This window comes from Streptomyces cucumeris, assembly GCF_024295805.1.
In the GTDB taxonomy this organism is placed as follows: Bacteria; Actinomycetota; Actinomycetes; order Streptomycetales; family Streptomycetaceae; genus Streptomyces; species Streptomyces cucumeris.
The window spans coordinates 270,426-284,441 of record NZ_JANCLX010000009.1 but is presented as its reverse complement, the minus strand read 5'-3'; the positions used below and the strand labels follow the sequence as shown (position 1 = coordinate 284,441).

General features: G+C 71.8%; 15 protein-coding genes. 12 read left to right on the top strand and 3 right to left on the bottom strand.

Going from position 1 to position 14,016, the window contains the following annotated elements; translation table 11 throughout:
* From NMK44_RS16905 to NMK44_RS16870, 8 genes are all read left to right on the top strand, one after another.
* A partial coding sequence (locus tag NMK44_RS16905) for a DNA-directed RNA polymerase subunit alpha C-terminal domain-containing protein (RefSeq protein WP_302888290.1) occupies positions 1-414 on the top strand: 414 nt, incomplete at its 5' end.
* Positions 415-492: 78 nt separating this feature from the next.
* A complete protein-coding gene (gene rplQ, locus NMK44_RS16900; RefSeq protein ID WP_254743846.1) occupies positions 493-990 on the top strand; it encodes a 50S ribosomal protein L17 in 498 nt (165 codons plus the stop codon).
* Positions 991-1,114: 124 nt separating this feature from the next.
* Positions 1,115-1,987: a tRNA pseudouridine(38-40) synthase TruA gene (gene truA / locus NMK44_RS16895; RefSeq protein WP_254743844.1), complete on the top strand. Its 873-nt coding sequence runs from the start codon at positions 1,115-1,117 to the stop codon at positions 1,985-1,987.
* Between the two features lie 203 nt (positions 1,988-2,190).
* On the top strand, positions 2,191-3,069 hold the full coding sequence (locus tag NMK44_RS16890) for an STAS domain-containing protein (protein WP_254743842.1): 879 nt from the start codon (positions 2,191-2,193) through the stop codon (positions 3,067-3,069).
* The gene (locus tag NMK44_RS16885) at positions 3,066-3,476 is read left to right on the top strand and encodes an STAS domain-containing protein (RefSeq protein WP_254743840.1); all 411 of its coding nucleotides are present in this window, start codon (positions 3,066-3,068) and stop codon (positions 3,474-3,476) included. Before NMK44_RS16890 ends, NMK44_RS16885 begins: the two co-directional genes overlap by 4 nt.
* 19 nt (positions 3,477-3,495) lie before the next feature.
* Positions 3,496-3,933, top strand: a complete 438-nt coding sequence (locus NMK44_RS16880; protein ID WP_254743880.1) for an ATP-binding protein — start codon at positions 3,496-3,498, stop codon at positions 3,931-3,933.
* Positions 3,930-4,955 (top strand): SpoIIE family protein phosphatase, encoded by a 1,026-nt coding sequence (locus tag NMK44_RS16875; protein ID WP_254743838.1) that lies wholly within the window; start codon positions 3,930-3,932, stop codon positions 4,953-4,955. The genes NMK44_RS16880 and NMK44_RS16875 overlap by 4 nt, the downstream gene beginning before the upstream one ends.
* Positions 4,952-6,220 carry a PP2C family protein-serine/threonine phosphatase gene (locus NMK44_RS16870; RefSeq protein WP_254743836.1) on the top strand — a complete coding sequence of 423 codons (1,269 nt, stop codon included), beginning with the start codon at positions 4,952-4,954 and terminating at the stop codon, positions 6,218-6,220. Before NMK44_RS16875 ends, NMK44_RS16870 begins: the two co-directional genes overlap by 4 nt.
* Positions 6,221-6,250: 30 nt before the next feature.
* Here NMK44_RS16870 and NMK44_RS16865 read toward each other — a convergent pair whose 3' ends face one another.
* A complete protein-coding gene (locus tag NMK44_RS16865) occupies positions 6,251-6,898 on the bottom strand; it encodes a hypothetical protein (RefSeq protein ID WP_254743834.1) in 648 nt (215 codons plus the stop codon).
* A 106-nt stretch (positions 6,899-7,004) separates the two neighbouring features.
* Positions 7,005-9,107: a glycosyltransferase gene (locus NMK44_RS16860; protein ID WP_254743832.1), complete on the bottom strand. Its 2,103-nt coding sequence runs from the start codon at positions 9,105-9,107 to the stop codon at positions 7,005-7,007.
* A 292-nt stretch (positions 9,108-9,399) separates the two neighbouring features.
* On the opposite strand from NMK44_RS16860, the gene NMK44_RS16855 reads away from it, so the two are divergent.
* Complete coding sequence (locus NMK44_RS16855; RefSeq protein ID WP_254743830.1) at positions 9,400-10,131, top strand: hypothetical protein; 732 nt, start codon at positions 9,400-9,402, stop codon at positions 10,129-10,131.
* A 60-nt stretch (positions 10,132-10,191) separates the two neighbouring features.
* Here the strand turns inward: NMK44_RS16855 and NMK44_RS16850 are convergent, their stop codons facing one another.
* Complete coding sequence (locus NMK44_RS16850; protein WP_254743828.1) at positions 10,192-11,043, bottom strand: hypothetical protein; 852 nt, start codon at positions 11,041-11,043, stop codon at positions 10,192-10,194.
* Positions 11,044-11,114: 71 nt separating this feature from the next.
* On the opposite strand from NMK44_RS16850, the gene NMK44_RS16845 reads away from it, so the two are divergent.
* The 3 genes from NMK44_RS16845 (at position 11,115) to rpsI (ending at position 13,998) form a co-directional block, all read left to right on the top strand.
* Positions 11,115-12,734, top strand: a complete 1,620-nt coding sequence (locus tag NMK44_RS16845) for an ABC-F family ATP-binding cassette domain-containing protein (RefSeq protein ID WP_254743826.1) — start codon at positions 11,115-11,117, stop codon at positions 12,732-12,734.
* Between the two features lie 275 nt (positions 12,735-13,009).
* Positions 13,010-13,453, top strand: coding sequence for a 50S ribosomal protein L13 (gene rplM / locus NMK44_RS16840; protein ID WP_254743825.1), 444 nt, complete (start codon positions 13,010-13,012; stop codon positions 13,451-13,453).
* Between the two features lie 41 nt (positions 13,454-13,494).
* On the top strand, positions 13,495-13,998 hold the full coding sequence (rpsI, locus tag NMK44_RS16835) for a 30S ribosomal protein S9 (protein ID WP_254743824.1): 504 nt from the start codon (positions 13,495-13,497) through the stop codon (positions 13,996-13,998).
* Positions 13,999-14,016 lie beyond the last annotated feature (18 nt).

Below are 14,016 nucleotides of genomic sequence, written 5' to 3'. Positions count from 1 at the left end.
CCGCGCGATGCCATGGCGTCGGCCGGTAAGACCCTGGTCGAGCTGTTCGGCCTGGCCCGCGAGCTGAACGTGGACGCCGAGGGCATCGACATGGGTCCGTCCCCGACGGACGCCGCCCTGGCCGCCGATCTGGCGCTGCCGATCGAGGAGCTCGAGCTCACGGTCCGCTCGTACAACTGCCTCAAGCGTGAGGGCATCCACTCGGTGGGCGAGCTGGTGGCCCGTTCCGAGGCGGACCTGCTGGACATCCGCAACTTCGGTGCCAAGTCGATCGACGAGGTCAAGGCGAAGCTGGCCGGTATGGGCCTGGCGCTCAAGGACAGCCCGCCCGGATTCGACCCGACCGCCGCCGCGGACGCCTTCGGCGCGGACGACGACGCGGACGCCGGTTTCGTGGAGACCGAGCAGTACTGAGACCTCCGGCGGGCGCACGCTCGTCGGTAACTGACACCGGTACCTGATACGGCCGGTGCAGACACCTAGGAGAAACACATGCCGAAGCCCACCAAGGGCGCCCGTCTGGGCGGCAGCGCTGCGCACGAGCGGCTCATGCTGGCGAACCTCGCCACCGCGCTGTTCGAGCACGGCCGGATCACCACCACCGAGGCGAAGGCCCGCCGCCTGCGCCCGGTCGCGGAGAAGCTGGTCACCAAGGCGAAGAAGGGCGACCTTCACAACCGCCGTCTGGTGCTCGCGACCATCCGTGACAAGAGCGTTGTGCACACTCTCTTCACCGAGATCGGGCCGCGCTACGAGAACCGGCCGGGTGGCTACACCCGTATCACCAAGATCGGCAACCGTCGTGGCGACAACGCCCCGATGGCGGTCATCGAGCTGGTCGAGGCGCTGACCGTGCAGCAGGAGGCGGTCGGCGAGGCCGAGGCCGCCACCAAGCGCACCGCCAAGGACGCCGCCGGTGACCAGGCTGTCGCGGACCTGAAGAAGGACGAGGCTCCGGCCGAGGCCGCCGAGGAGTCCAAGGACGCCTGAGCCCACTCCCCGCGCGAGCGGGGGTGAGCCGGACGCCCGAGCCGTCTGACGGCCGCACGGACGGGCCCGCCCCACCACAGGGGCGGGCCCTTCCGCATGTCCCGCGTGATCGAGAGGAACTGTGGTGAGTGACGAGGCGGCTCCCGGCTTCGTACGGGTCCGGCTGGACCTGAGCTACGACGGCGCGGACTTCTCGGGCTGGGCGAAGCAGCGCGAGCGGCGCACCGTGCAGGGCGAACTGGAGACCGCGCTGCGCACGGTGACCCGTTCGTCCGAGACCTATGAGCTGACCGTCGCGGGCCGTACCGACGCGGGGGTGCACGCCCGCGGCCAGGTCGCCCACGTCGATCTGCCGGAGCCGCTGTGGGCCGAGCACCGGGACAAGCTGCTGCGCCGGCTGGCCGGACGGCTGCCGCACGATGTGCGGGTGTGGCGCGTCGCCGAGGCGCCCGCCGGTTTCAACGCCCGCTTCTCCGCGGTCTGGCGCCGCTACGCCTACCGCGTCAGCGATCACCCCGGTGGTGTCGATCCGCTGCTGCGCGGCCATGTGCTCTGGCACGACTGGCCGCTGGACGTGGACGCGATGAACGCCGCCTCGACACGGCTGGTGGGCGAACACGACTTCGCCGCCTACTGCAAGCGCCGCGACGGCGCGACCACCATCCGCACCCTCCAGCGGCTGAGCTGGGAGCGCGGTCCGGACGGTGTGATCACCGCCACGGTGCGAGCCGACGCCTTCTGCCACAACATGGTCCGTTCCCTGGTCGGTGCCCTGCTCTTCGTGGGCGACGGCCACCGTCCCGCGGACTGGCCCGGCCGGGTGCTGGCCGCGGGTGTGCGTGACTCCGCCGTCCATGTCGTCCGCCCGCACGGTCTGACGCTGGAAGAGGTCGGATACCCTGCCGACGACCAACTCGCCGCCCGCAACCGGGCGTCCCGCAACAAGCGCACCCTCCCGGGCGCCACCGCGGTGGACCTGGCCGCGGGGTGCTGCTGATTCCCGTTCCGCCCCGGCAGGTGTGAGGTGCGCGCCCGGGGGTACTCGGCGCCGCGCATGGTGTCAGAAGTTGACTGGAACGCAGCGGAAGGCGGCGGTATGGGGACGGCGGGAGGGACGGGCATCGTCTTCCGGGGTATCTGGAAGATCGATAACATTTGCCGTCCGACAACAGAGCGCAGGCTGGCGCGAAAGGGATGCGCGTGACTACCAGTGAGGCCGCCGTACGGGAACGCCTGACCAGGGCGCTGCGTGAGCGGGACGCGGAAATCGCCGACCGCTGGGTGGAGCTGCAGCTGGAGCAGGCGCTGCTGGGGACGGACATCAGCGAGGCCGAACTCCGCGAGGAGGCCGACGCGTTGATCGACGCGCTGGTCTCGGGTCTGGAGAGCGGTGTGCCGGTGGACCGGGTGGTCACCTCCCACACCGGGCTGCACGAAGCGGTGGTGCGGCTGTCGATGCGCCGCGCGCGCGGCGGGGCCACTCCGACGGTGACCTCGCTCGCGGTGCTCGCGCTCAAGGAGGCGCTGCTCAAGGCGGTGCAGCGGGAGACCCGGGACGCGGAGGAGCTGTTCGCGTCGGCGGTGTTCATCAACCGGCTGATGGACGCGGCCGGAGCGCTGTCGTTCGAGACCTATGTCGAGGGCCGCGAGGACATCATCCGGCGGCAGAGCCAGCAGTTGATGGAGCTGTCCACCCCGGTGGTCCGGCTGTGGCGGCAGGTGCTGGCGGTTCCGCTGATCGGCACCCTGGACACCGCCCGCACCCAGGTGGTGATGGAGAACCTGCTCCAGGCCATACAGGACCATGAGGCACTGGTCGCGATCGTGGACATCACGGGTGTGCCCACGGTGGACACCGCGGTCGCGCAGCATCTGATGCAGACGGTCAACGCGGTGCGGCTGATGGGCGCCGACTGTGTGATCAGCGGCGTCCGTCCGTCGATCGCGCAGACCATCGCCCAGCTCGGGATCGATCTGTCCGCCATCCTGACCCGCGCGACGCTGGCCGACGCGCTGGCGGCCGCCATCAAGCTGATCGACGGTCCGGGCCCCGACGGGGACGACGGAGAGAGCCGGTGACCGCGCCACGCCTCGCGGGCGTGCCGATCCTGCGGCTGGGTGACGTCCTGGTCACCGGGTTGCTCAACGAGCTGGACGACGGCGCCGCCGTCGCCTTCACCGAGGAGCTGACCGAGCGGATCTCGGGCTCGAGCGCCCGCGGGGTGCTCATCGACATCTCACGGCTGGAGATCATCGACTCCTTCGTGGCGCGCACCCTGATGGAACTGACCACCGTGGCGCGGCTGCTGGGCGCCCGGGTGATCGTGGCGGGGATGCGGCCGCCGGTGGCCATCACACTGGTCGAGCTGGGTATCGAACTGGTCGGCGTGGAGACCGCCCTCAACGCCGAGCAGGGGCTGGCCGCGCTGGGGTGGCGGCAGGCGCCCGATCCCGTGGAAGGATCCCGACGTGGCGCCGGCCGGTGAGTCCGCCCTGGCGTCGTGGGTGACCACGGTCCCCACGTCCGCGGAGGAGCGCGCGAGTGCACCGGCCGCCCATGTGGTGCGTACCGAGGAGGACCTGCTGACGGTCCGGCACGCGGTGCGCGCGGCCACGGTGGAGGTCGGCTTCGGTCTGGTGGACCAGACCCGGGTGGTCACCGCCGCCAGTGAGCTCGCCCGCAACGCGTATGTCCACGGCGGCGGTGGCACCGTCACCATCGAGTATCCGCGGCGGCCCGGTGGCCGTGGGCTGCGGCTGGTGGTCAAGGACGACGGACCGGGGATCGCGGACCTGGACGCGGCGCTCACCGACGGCTTCACCACCGGTTCCGGTCTGGGCCACGGCCTGGGCGGGGCCCGGCGGCTGATGGACGAGTTCACGGTGCAGACCACGCCCGGCGGGGGCACCGTGGTGACCGTCACCCGCTGGACGGCCCGTTGAGCCGCAGCGGCCCACCGCATACCGCCACCGTGCGGGTCGACCACCACAGCGCGGTGCACCTGGCCGCGGCGACCGCGCGGGAGGTGGCGCGGGAGCGGGGGCTGCCGGGTGCGCTGCCCGACCAGGCGGCCGTGATCGCGTCGGAGCTGGCGAGCAATCTGGACAAGCACGCCAGCGACGGCACGCTCTACATACAGCCGACCCCGCTGGGCACGGGGGTGGAGATCCTGGCCGCCGACCGCGGCCCGGGGATGGCGGAGCTGGAGCGCTGTCTGGCCGACGGCTACACCACCGCCGGGACGCTGGGCGTGGGGCTGGGCGCGGTGAGCCGGCTGGCCACCCACTTCACCATCCGCACCGGGACCGGCAGCGGCGGCGGGACCTGGGCATGCGCCCGGCTGACCCCGCCGGGCGAACGCGAGGCCGGGCTCCAGGACGTGGGTTCGGTGTGCCTGGCGGTGGAGGGCGAGGAGGAGTGCGGTGACGCACGGGCCGTCGTCCAGGCCGGTGAGATCCGCACCGCCGCCGTGGTGGACGGACTGGGGCACGGTCCGCAGGCGGCCGAGGCGGCCCGGGTGGCGCTGCGGTCCTTCCTCGGCGACCCCGGGCTCCCGCTGCCCGAGGTGCTCACCGCCATGAACCGGGTACTGCGGCGCACCCGCGGGGCGGCCGTCGGGCTGCTGCGGCTGGGCCCGGAGGGCGCGGAGTACTGCGGTATCGGCAACGTCCGCGCGCTGACCCTGACCCATGAGGGCGTGCACCACCGGCTGACCGGGCAGCCCGGGGTGGTCGGCTGGAGCATGCCGCCGCCGCGCGCCCACGGCTTCCCGGTGCCGCCGGGCGCCACCGTGGTGCTGTACAGCGACGGTATCGACTGCCGGTGGGCGCGGGACCCGTCGCCGTCCCTGCTGCGCCTCCCGCCGTCGCTGCTGTCCGCGGCCCTCGCCCACGGCCACCGGCGGCTGCGGGACGACGCGACCGTCCTGGCGACCAGATCCCCCCACACACCGAGGCTTCCATGACCACCCGGACCGCTGGATGCGCCACCAAGGCGGAGCTGAGCCGGGCCATCCGACGGCTGGCCCGTGACCACGGCCTGGACCCCGTGCTGCGGGGGCGGCTGGTGCTGTCCGCGTCCGAGATCGCGGCGGAGGCCGTACGGACGGCCGAGGGCACCAGCGTGACCTGGTCCTTCGAACCGGACCGGAACGCGCGGGGCAGCGGGCTCGGCCTGCTCACCGTGACCCTGCGCACGGCCCGGCCCCCGGCCCCGCGGTCGGTGACCGAGCTGCCGCTGCCCGCCGACGCGGTGCACGGCCTGGACGTGGTGTGGCGGCTGCCCGCCCGCGCGGCGGGGTCCGCGTCCCAGGGCAACGGCTCCACCGGCGGCTCCGTCAACGGCAGTGGTCCGGCCGACGACGCGGCGCTGGCCGATGAGGAGCTGCGGGCGGTGATGGCCCGCGCCGACGCGCTCACCGCCGAGCACCGCAGGCTGAAGGACGAACTGGAGGAGACCAACAGCGGGGTTCTCGCGCTCTACGTCCAGCTCGACGAGCGCGATGAGCAGTTGCGCACCGCCCACGGCCAGACCCTGCGCGAACTCGAGGACGCGTTGCGCCCGGCCCCGCTGGCGGTCGAGGGGCTCGAACTGGCCGTGCACTACGCGCCCGCGGGGACCGACGCCCCCACCGGCGGGGACCTTTACGACTGGTTCGTGCTGCCCGACGGCACGGTCCACATCACCGTCGTGGACGCCCTGGGACACGGGGTGACCAGTACGCGCAGCGCGCTCAATGTCACCCACGCGGTGCGCACCCTGGCGCTGGAGGGCCATCACCTCCAGTCGATCGTGGCGCGCACGGACGAGATCCTGCTGCCCTTCGACCGCAATGTGATGGCCACCGTGCTGCTGGTGCGGGTGAATCCGGCGACCGGGGAGCTACGGGTGGCCAACGGCAGCCATCCTCCCGCGCTGATGCTGCGGGAGGACGGAACGGCCGAATATCTGGAGGCCCGTGGCCGCGGTATCGGCTTTCCGCTGCCCGGGAGCGACCGGCTGGTCAGTGACCGGCTGGCGGCGGGGGATCTGCTGCTGCTCTACACCGATGGGCTGACCGAGAGCCGCCGTGACCCGATCGAGGGTGAGAAGCGGCTGGTCGAAGCGGCGCGGAGCCATCGGGGCCGTCCGACGGAGGAGATCCCCGGCGCGGTCGCCGGGGATATGCACACCGTGATCCTCCATCCGGACGACACCCTCGCGCTGGCCGTCCGGCTCACCGGCGGCTGATCACCCGATCAGCCGCCGACGGCCGGGTGATCACCGGGCCGGGCCCAGCCGCTGCCCCGGGATCCGGCCGGAGCGGTGACCGCCCCGGTTCTGCTGCGGCAGCACCGGCCGCAGCGAGGGGTGACGGCGGCGCGGACCCTTGTCATGGGGCTGGGCGCGGACCAGCTCCTCGAACAGGACACGGGCGGAGACCAGGACCTCACGCATCCGCTCCGTATCGACCTGTCCGTCGCCGCGCGTCCGCGCGGCCATCAGATGGAGCTGTCGGTAGGCGTCGACAACATAGGCGTGACGGACGGAGATCGCGTCCATCTGCTCCTCGTGGGACTCGGAGCCGTAACCGCGCTCGACGGCCAATTCACCCAGCAGCCGGTCGGCTTCCCGCACCGCGTGGGCGGGGGCGTCGACGAAGTGCTCCTGAAGGCCCGCCCACCGGGCCGCGTACTGCTCGCGGGCCTCGGGTGACAGACGCTGTATCGGCAGATCGCCGTAGTGCCGTACCCGCTCGCTCAGCTCCCACTGTGCGGCTTTCTCATCGCCGTTGTGCCGGGAGACGGCCCGGTCGTACTCGGGGCCGAACCGGTTCATGAGTCCGCCGCGGCCGCTCTGGCGGACCGCCGGGGCGAACACCAGCGCAGCCATGGCCCCCAGGGCCGCCACCAGGATGACGAGCGTCATTGTTGACATCGTTATGCCTTTCGCAGAGGTCTCCTCGCTCGAGGCTGATATCACCGAGTGTTACCGGCGCCGTCCGCGCCAAACACACTCCGTTCGGTTCGGGTGCTCAATTCACCGTTGTGGGGCATGCGATGGCCAGGTCCCCGGTCCGGGTGAGGTACGGGCGTACCCCGTGGGTGACCGGGTAGAGGTCGGTCCGGTCGCGATCGAGGATGTCGCCGATGACCCGGCCGAGGGGGATCGGGACGGTGGAGTCCGGGGACTTACGCAGCGTCAGCTCCCATGTCGCCGATCCGTCGCGGCCGTCGCGGGCGGCGTGCACGCCTGCGTACGGCAGGGTGAAGCGGAACCGTCCGCGGTCCAGGACGGTGACGTCGGCGGACAGGGCGCGGCAGCGGCCGCGGGGGGCGGCGACGGCCCGTGGGGCGGAACCGGGACCGAAGAGCACTCCGTGCAGGGTGCCTTCGACGGTGAGTGCGTCGTCCCCGGCGTGGATCTCCCGGGCTTCGGCGTGCGCGGGGCGGTGCCAGGCGCGCAGCGAGAGATGGCCGTCGACGGTCCGGTAGGGGATCCACCAGCTGAACGGCGAACCGGGCAGCGGGTCCAGGCCGAGCAGTCCGCGCCCTTCGGCGTACCGGCTGAGGACGCGTCGGCGGACGCCGTCGGAGGGGCGTACGACGTGCAGGTCCCAGCGGCCCTCGGGGAGATCGAGGGCGGCGCGGTCGAGGGTGGCCGTCCATGGGTCGGCGGGCGCGGCCGGGGGATGGAGCGGCACCCGGACCGGTTCCGCGCCGTCGCCGGCGCCGCGGCGGGTGAGGGTCAGGACGAGTCCGGCGCCGTGGACGCCGTCGGGTCCGATCCGTAACAGGAACCGTCCGCCGGGGGTGACCCGGCAGTCCGCGACGGGGCGCAGGGGTCTGCGGATCAGTGCCTTGACCGCGCCCTTGAGGGAGGCCAGCGGGGTGCCCGCCGCACGTCCGGGGTCGGTGGCACCGGGCAGGAAGGCGCCGGTGACATGCCGGGTGGGGGCGACGGCGGGGGCGGGGGCGCCGCGGGCGGACCGGAGTTCGGCGAACAGCTCCTCGTACGCGGCCGCCACCCGCTCCGGTGCGTAAGCCCGCGCGGACTCACGGGCCGCCGCGGCCATGGTGCGGCGCAGCGCACCGTCCTCGATCAGGGTGAGCAGTCCCCGGGCGATACCGCCGGCATCCCCGGGCGGGACCAGCAGACCGTCCCGGCCGTCGGTGATGATCTCGCCCGGTCCATGCGGGCAGTCGGTGGCGACGACGGGCACTCCGCAGTGCATGGCCTCCACGATCGTCATCCCGAAGGACTCTTCGCGCGAGGTGACGGCGGCGATCGAGCCCTTGGCCCATTCGGTCTCGATGGGGGAGTGGGCGCCCATGAGGGTGATCCGCCCGGCCAGCCCGAGGGCGTCGATCCGGCGGCGCAGCGCGGGCTGTTGCGGGCCCCGGCCGTAGATCCGCAGGCGCCAGTCGGGGTGTTCGGCCGCGACCGTGGCCCAGGCGTCGACCAGCAGGTCATAGCGTTTGACGGGGATCAGCCGGCCGGCGGCCACGACCAGTCGGGCCCGGCCGTCGGAGGGTTCGACCCCGGTCGCGGGCACCGCGTTGGGCAGCGCGGTCAGCCGGGTGGGGATCCCGGGCAGCCGGGCGCGGTGGGTGGCGGCGTCGGCCTCGGAGACGGCGGTGTGCGCGTCGAGCCGGGCGATGGCGGTGTCGCAGGCGGCGCGGATCTCGGCCCGGTGGGTGCCGTAGAGCCGGTGCTCCTGGCCGATCCGCAGATAGCGGCCCTCCCGCCCGAGTTCGGCGAGGCAGATGACGAGGCCGGGGCGGGTGGCGATGACCACGTCGGCGTCGGTGTCGCGGAGATGGGCGGCGATGCGCTCGTCGGTGAGGGCGTTGAAGTTGGCCGTGCCCCTCGCCTCGGCCTCGGGCACATGGGCGCTGGGCCGCTCCAGCAGCGGGTGTCCCAGATCGGTGGACCGGCCCTCGGCGGCGGGGCGTTGGTCGGTCAGGGGTCTGAGCAGGACGGCCGGGTGGAGGGGGAGGCTCGGGGTGTCGACGGTGCGGATCACGGAGACGATCTCCACGTGGTGCCGGGCGGCGAGCGCCCCGGCCACGTTGAAGGTCGACCGGATGGTGCCGCCGATCCCGTAGGCGTTGTGCAGCAGAAAAGAAATCCTCATGGTGCCGGCCGCGCGGCGGTCCCACCGCCGCGACGGCGCCCCCCTTTCCGGATGGACCCGGTAGTCGGTCGGTAAGACCGTTGCGGGCCGGAAAAGTTGCTTTTGCCTGGGGTGAAGGGGCGTCCGCCACACCGCGGGCGCGGCGTACAACCGTCGGGCCGTCCGGGGGGTCCGCGCAGGAGGGGGCGATACCGGATCGTGAGCGAAATCCCTTGGTGTGCCGTGCCCGTCCGTTGTTGGATGACCTCTGAAACACAGGGTGGGGCGTCAATCAAGAATGGACAAAATCGTGATGAAGTCTGGTACGCGCGTTGCTGTCGCGACGGCGGCGATGGTCGCTGCCCTCGGTCTGGTGACCGGGTGCGGTGGCAGCGACAGCGGCGATGACAAGGCCAAGGGGGGCGGCGCCAAGGACGATGCGTCCACGGCGGGCAAGCAGCTCTCCGTGGCCGAACTGGACAAGGCCGCCGTGACCAAGGCCGACCTCAAGGGCTTCGAGTTCCAGAAGATGTCGGAGAAGGAGATCTCCGACGGTGGCGCGGCCAAGGCCGCGCAGTCCGAGTGCCAGCCGATCGCCGCGCTGATGGGGGCCTCCTTCGACCCCGCGCCCAAGGAGTCGGTCTTCCGCACCTACGCCCAGTCCAAGGGCGGGAAGCTGGGCGGCTCCGGCATGATCCGGCTCTCCTCCTACGCGGACGGCGACGCCGAGCGCACCATCAAGGACCTGCGCGCCGCGGTGTCGGCCTGCCAGGACGGGTTCGGGGCCAAGGACGGCGCCGGGAAGAAGTCCGACGTCGCCAAGGTGACGCCGCTGGACGACCCCGGGCAGGGCGATGAGTCGCTCGCCTTCAACCTGGTCGACGCGAGCAAGGAGAAGGCCGTGGTGAAGTTCAACGTGGCGCGCACCGGTCCCCAGCTCAGCGTGTTCTTCGGGGTGAACCTGATGTCCCCGGCCAAGTCCGATGTCCCTGCCGACCTGGTGAAGGCACAGGTCGCCAAGATCGCGAAGGCGAGCGCCTCCTGACCCGCGCCCGCTTGAGCCCCACCCGCTGACCCGCGCCCCCCGCCCGGGGCGGCGCGGGCGTCAGCCGGTGGTGGCCGAGGCCTCCGCCGACGCCTGGGCGTTGCCCCGGGCCAGGATGCGGCGGAACGCGTGGTCGGCGAGATCCCGGCCGGCCCGCAGCGCCTTGGTGTCCGACGCGGTCACGGACTTGCCCGAGGTGTAGCCGGAGATCGTGAAGTAGGCGTACCGGCCGATGGCGTTGGTGGACCTGCGGCACACCGGGCCGTGACAGAAGTTCACCCCGCCCCCGTTCAGGGCCGCGACCCCGCCCTCGGCCTGCTTCTTGGCCTTCTCCGCCGCGCCCTTGGTGTCGAAGACGGCGATGCCGACGGTGACCGCGACCCCGTCCCGGGTGTAGGTCGCGCGGAAGACCTTGCGGCAGCCGTTGCCGTTCAGCGCGGTGGCCAGCCCGGCCTGGGCCACCGAGGAGCAATTGGAGGTGGCGGAGGTCGCCGCCCTCGGATAGCTCCGCCCCTGGACGACGGCCTTCTTGTCCGGGAAGAGGGTCCCCGCACTGAGCGGTGCCTTGTCCCGCTTGGCGCTGGAGATGATGTCCAGCGGCTTCGGCGGCGCCGGCGGGGCCACATCGGAGAAGGTGGGCTCCGGGGTCGGCGTACCGCTCGGCAGATCCTGTGGGGTGGGCAGGTGGCTCGCCGATCCGTCGGACCGTGAACCCTTGTCGTCGCCGCTGGTCACCGCGATGGCCACGATCGCCGCCACGGCACCGGTCGCGAGCAGTCCGCCACCGGCCAGCAGCCATTTGCGGCGCCTGCCGCGTGCGGCGGTGTCATCCGCCATCGCGTTCCAGTCCGGTGTCGGCGGCTGAGGCGCCCCACCCCCGGGCCCGTACGGTCCCCCATGCCCAAAGCTCATGGCGCGCATCTTAATCCGCCCAGTTCATAAACCGGTTGGCCCGCCGAGGGGGGTGGGGTCACAATCCGGGCATGGGACATCTGGAAGCGGCACACCTGGAGTACTACCTGCCCGATGGCCGGGTGCTGCTGGGGGATGTGTCCTTCCGGGTCGGGGAGGGCGCCGCGGTGGCGCTCGTCGGCGCCAACGGCGCGGGCAAGACCACCCTGCTCCGGCTGATCGCCGGAGAGCTCCAGCCGCACGGCGGCTCCGTGACGGCCAGCGGCGGCCTCGGGGTGATGCCCCAGTTCGTGGGATCGGTCCGGGATGAGCGCACCGTGCGCGACCTGCTGGTCTCCGTCGCCCGCCCCCGTGTCCGGCAGGCGGCGAAGGCCGTGGACGACGCCGAGTACGCGATCATGACGCGGGACGACGAGCCCGCCCAGATGGCATACGCCCAGGCGCTCAGCGACTGGGCCGAGGCCGGTGGCTACGAGACCGAGACGGTGTGGGGCATGTGCACCGCCGCCGCGCTCGGCGTCCCCTACGAACGCGCCCAGTGGCGCGAGGTGCGCACCCTCTCCGGCGGTGAGCAGAAACGCCTGGTCCTGGAGTCGCTGCTGCGCGGAAACGACGAGGTGCTGCTGCTGGACGAGCCGGACAACTACCTGGACGTCCCCGGTAAGCGCTGGCTGGAGGAGCGGCTGCGGGAGACCAAGAAGACCGTGCTGTTCGTCTCCCACGACCGGGAGCTGCTGGCCCGCGCCGCCGAGAAGATCATCAGCGTGGAGCCGGGCCCGGCGGGCAGTGACGTCTGGGTGCACGGCGGCGGCTTCGGCACCTACCACGCGGCGCGCAAGGAGCGGTTCGCCCGATTCGAGGAGCTGCGCCGCCGCTGGGACGATGAGCACGCCAAGCTGCGCCGGCTGATGCTCACCTTCAAGCAGAAGGCGGCGTACAACTCGGACATGGCCAGCCGCTACCAGGCGGCCAGGACCCGGCTGCGGAAGTTCGAGGAGGCGGGCCCGCCGCAGGAGCCGCCGCGCGAGCAGGACATCCGGATGCGGCTGAAGGGCGGCCGCACCGGGGTGCGCGCCGTCACCTGCCGGGGGCTGGAGCTCACCCGGCTGATGCACCCCTTCGACCTGGAGGTCTTCTACGGCGAGCGGGTCGCGGTGCTCGGCAGCAACGGCTCCGGGAAGTCCCACTTCCTGCGGCTGCTGGCGGGGGAGGACGTGGCGCACACCGGGGAGTGGAAGCTCGGCGCACGGGTCGTCCCCGGCCACTTCGCCCAGACCCACGCCCACCCCGAGCTGGCCGGGCGCACCCTGGTGGACTTCCTGTGGACCGAGCACGCCCGGGACCGGGGCGCCGCGATGAGCGCGCTGCGCCGCTATGAGCTGGAGCGCCAGGGCGACCAGCCCTTCGACAAGCTCTCCGGCGGCCAGCAGGCGCGGTTCCAGATCCTGCTGCTGGAGCTGGCCGGGACCACCGCGCTGCTGCTGGACGAGCCGACGGACAATCTGGACCTGGAGAGCGCGGAGGCGCTCCAGGAGGGCCTGGAGCGGTATGACGGCACCGTGCTGTCCGTCACACACGACCGCTGGTTCGCCCGCTCCTTCGACCGCTTCCTGGTCTTCGGCGCGGACGGACGGGTCCGCGAGGTGTCGGAGCCGGTCTGGGACGAGGCCCGGGTGGCGCGTAAGCGCTGAGTGGCCCAGATGTGCCCGAGTGGTACCGGGTTGTTTTGACCCGTCCGGGGGCGGGCCGGTATTCTGCCTGTTCGTTATGCGTATTGGCTTGCTCGTTCTCACGTGAGAGGCCGTTACGCCGGTTCATCGGGCCGATGACCAGCGGCAAGCACCCGGATGCGTCACCGAGGTGTGGCCATGGCTGTCGTGATCGTCCGGGTGGCCTTGTAAGGACCCGTCCCCTCAGTCCTAGCGGACCTGGGGAGACCCCACACTGAGAAGCGAAGGCTACGACCGTGCGTACGTACAGCCCCAAGCCCGGCGACGTCCAGCGTCAGTGGCACGTCATCGACGCCGCCGACGTCGTTCTGGGCCGCCTGGCCACCCAGGCTGCCACCCTCCTGCGAGGCAAGCACAAGCCCGTGTATGCACCGCATGTCGACACTGGTGACTTCGTCATCATCATCAACGCCGACAAGGTGCACCTCTCCGGCAACAAGCGGACCCAGAAGATGGCGTACCGCCACTCGGGCTACCCCGGTGGTCTGCGCTCCGTCCGTTACGACGAGCTGCTGGAGAAGAACCCGGAGAAGGCCGTCGAGAAGGCCATCAAGGGCATGCTCCCCAAGAACACCCTGGGCCGTCAGATGCTCTCGAAGCTGAAGGTGTACTCGGGTGACCAGCACCCGCACGCCGCTCAGCAGCCGGTCCCGTTCGAGATCACCCAGGTCGCGCAGTAGTCCCGGCCATCCCCTAAGACGAAAAGAATCTGAGGAGCATCGTGGCCGAGACCACCGCCGAGACCCCCGTCGAGGTCGAGGAGTACACCACCGAGAGCGTCGAGACGGTCGAGTCGGAGTACACCTCCGAGTCGCTCGCCTCCCGCTTCGGTGACCCGCAGCCGGCCGCCGGTACCGGGCGCCGCAAGAACGCCGTGGCGCGCGTCCGCATCGTGCCGGGCAGCGGGAAGTGGAAGATCAACGGTCGTACTCTTGAGGAGTACTTCCCGAACAAGGTGCACCAGCAGGAAGTCAACGAGCCCTTCAAGGTGCTCGAGCTGGACGACCGCTACGACGTCATCGCCCGTATCTCGGGTGGCGGCGTCTCCGGTCAGGCCGGTGCGCTGCGCCTGGGCATCGCCCGCGCGCTGAACGAGGCGGACGTGGACAACAACCGCGGCCCGCTGAAGAAGGCCGGCTTCCTGACCCGTGACGACCGCGCCACCGAGCGTAAGAAGGCCGGTCTGAAGAAGGCCCGCAAGGCGCCGCAGTACAGCAAGCGCTAATCCGCCCGAGCCCATCGG

What these genes read in the sequence shown, in the direction of transcription:
- rplQ (WP_254743846.1), top strand. Translation starts at nt 493, where the DNA reads ATGCCGAAGCCCACCAAGGGCGCCCGTCTGGGCGGCAGCGCTGCGCAC.
- NMK44_RS16870 (WP_254743836.1), top strand. Translation starts at nt 4,952, where the DNA reads ATGACCACCCGGACCGCTGGATGCGCCACCAAGGCGGAGCTGAGCCGG.
- NMK44_RS16865 (WP_254743834.1), bottom strand. Translation starts at nt 6,898, where the DNA reads ATGACGCTCGTCATCCTGGTGGCGGCCCTGGGGGCCATGGCTGCGCTG.
- NMK44_RS16860 (WP_254743832.1), bottom strand. Translation starts at nt 9,107, where the DNA reads ATGAGGATTTCTTTTCTGCTGCACAACGCCTACGGGATCGGCGGCACC.
- NMK44_RS16855 (WP_254743830.1), top strand. Translation starts at nt 9,400, where the DNA reads ATGAAGTCTGGTACGCGCGTTGCTGTCGCGACGGCGGCGATGGTCGCT.
- NMK44_RS16850 (WP_254743828.1), bottom strand. Translation starts at nt 11,043, where the DNA reads ATGAGCTTTGGGCATGGGGGACCGTACGGGCCCGGGGGTGGGGCGCCT.
- NMK44_RS16845 (WP_254743826.1), top strand. Translation starts at nt 11,115, where the DNA reads ATGGGACATCTGGAAGCGGCACACCTGGAGTACTACCTGCCCGATGGC.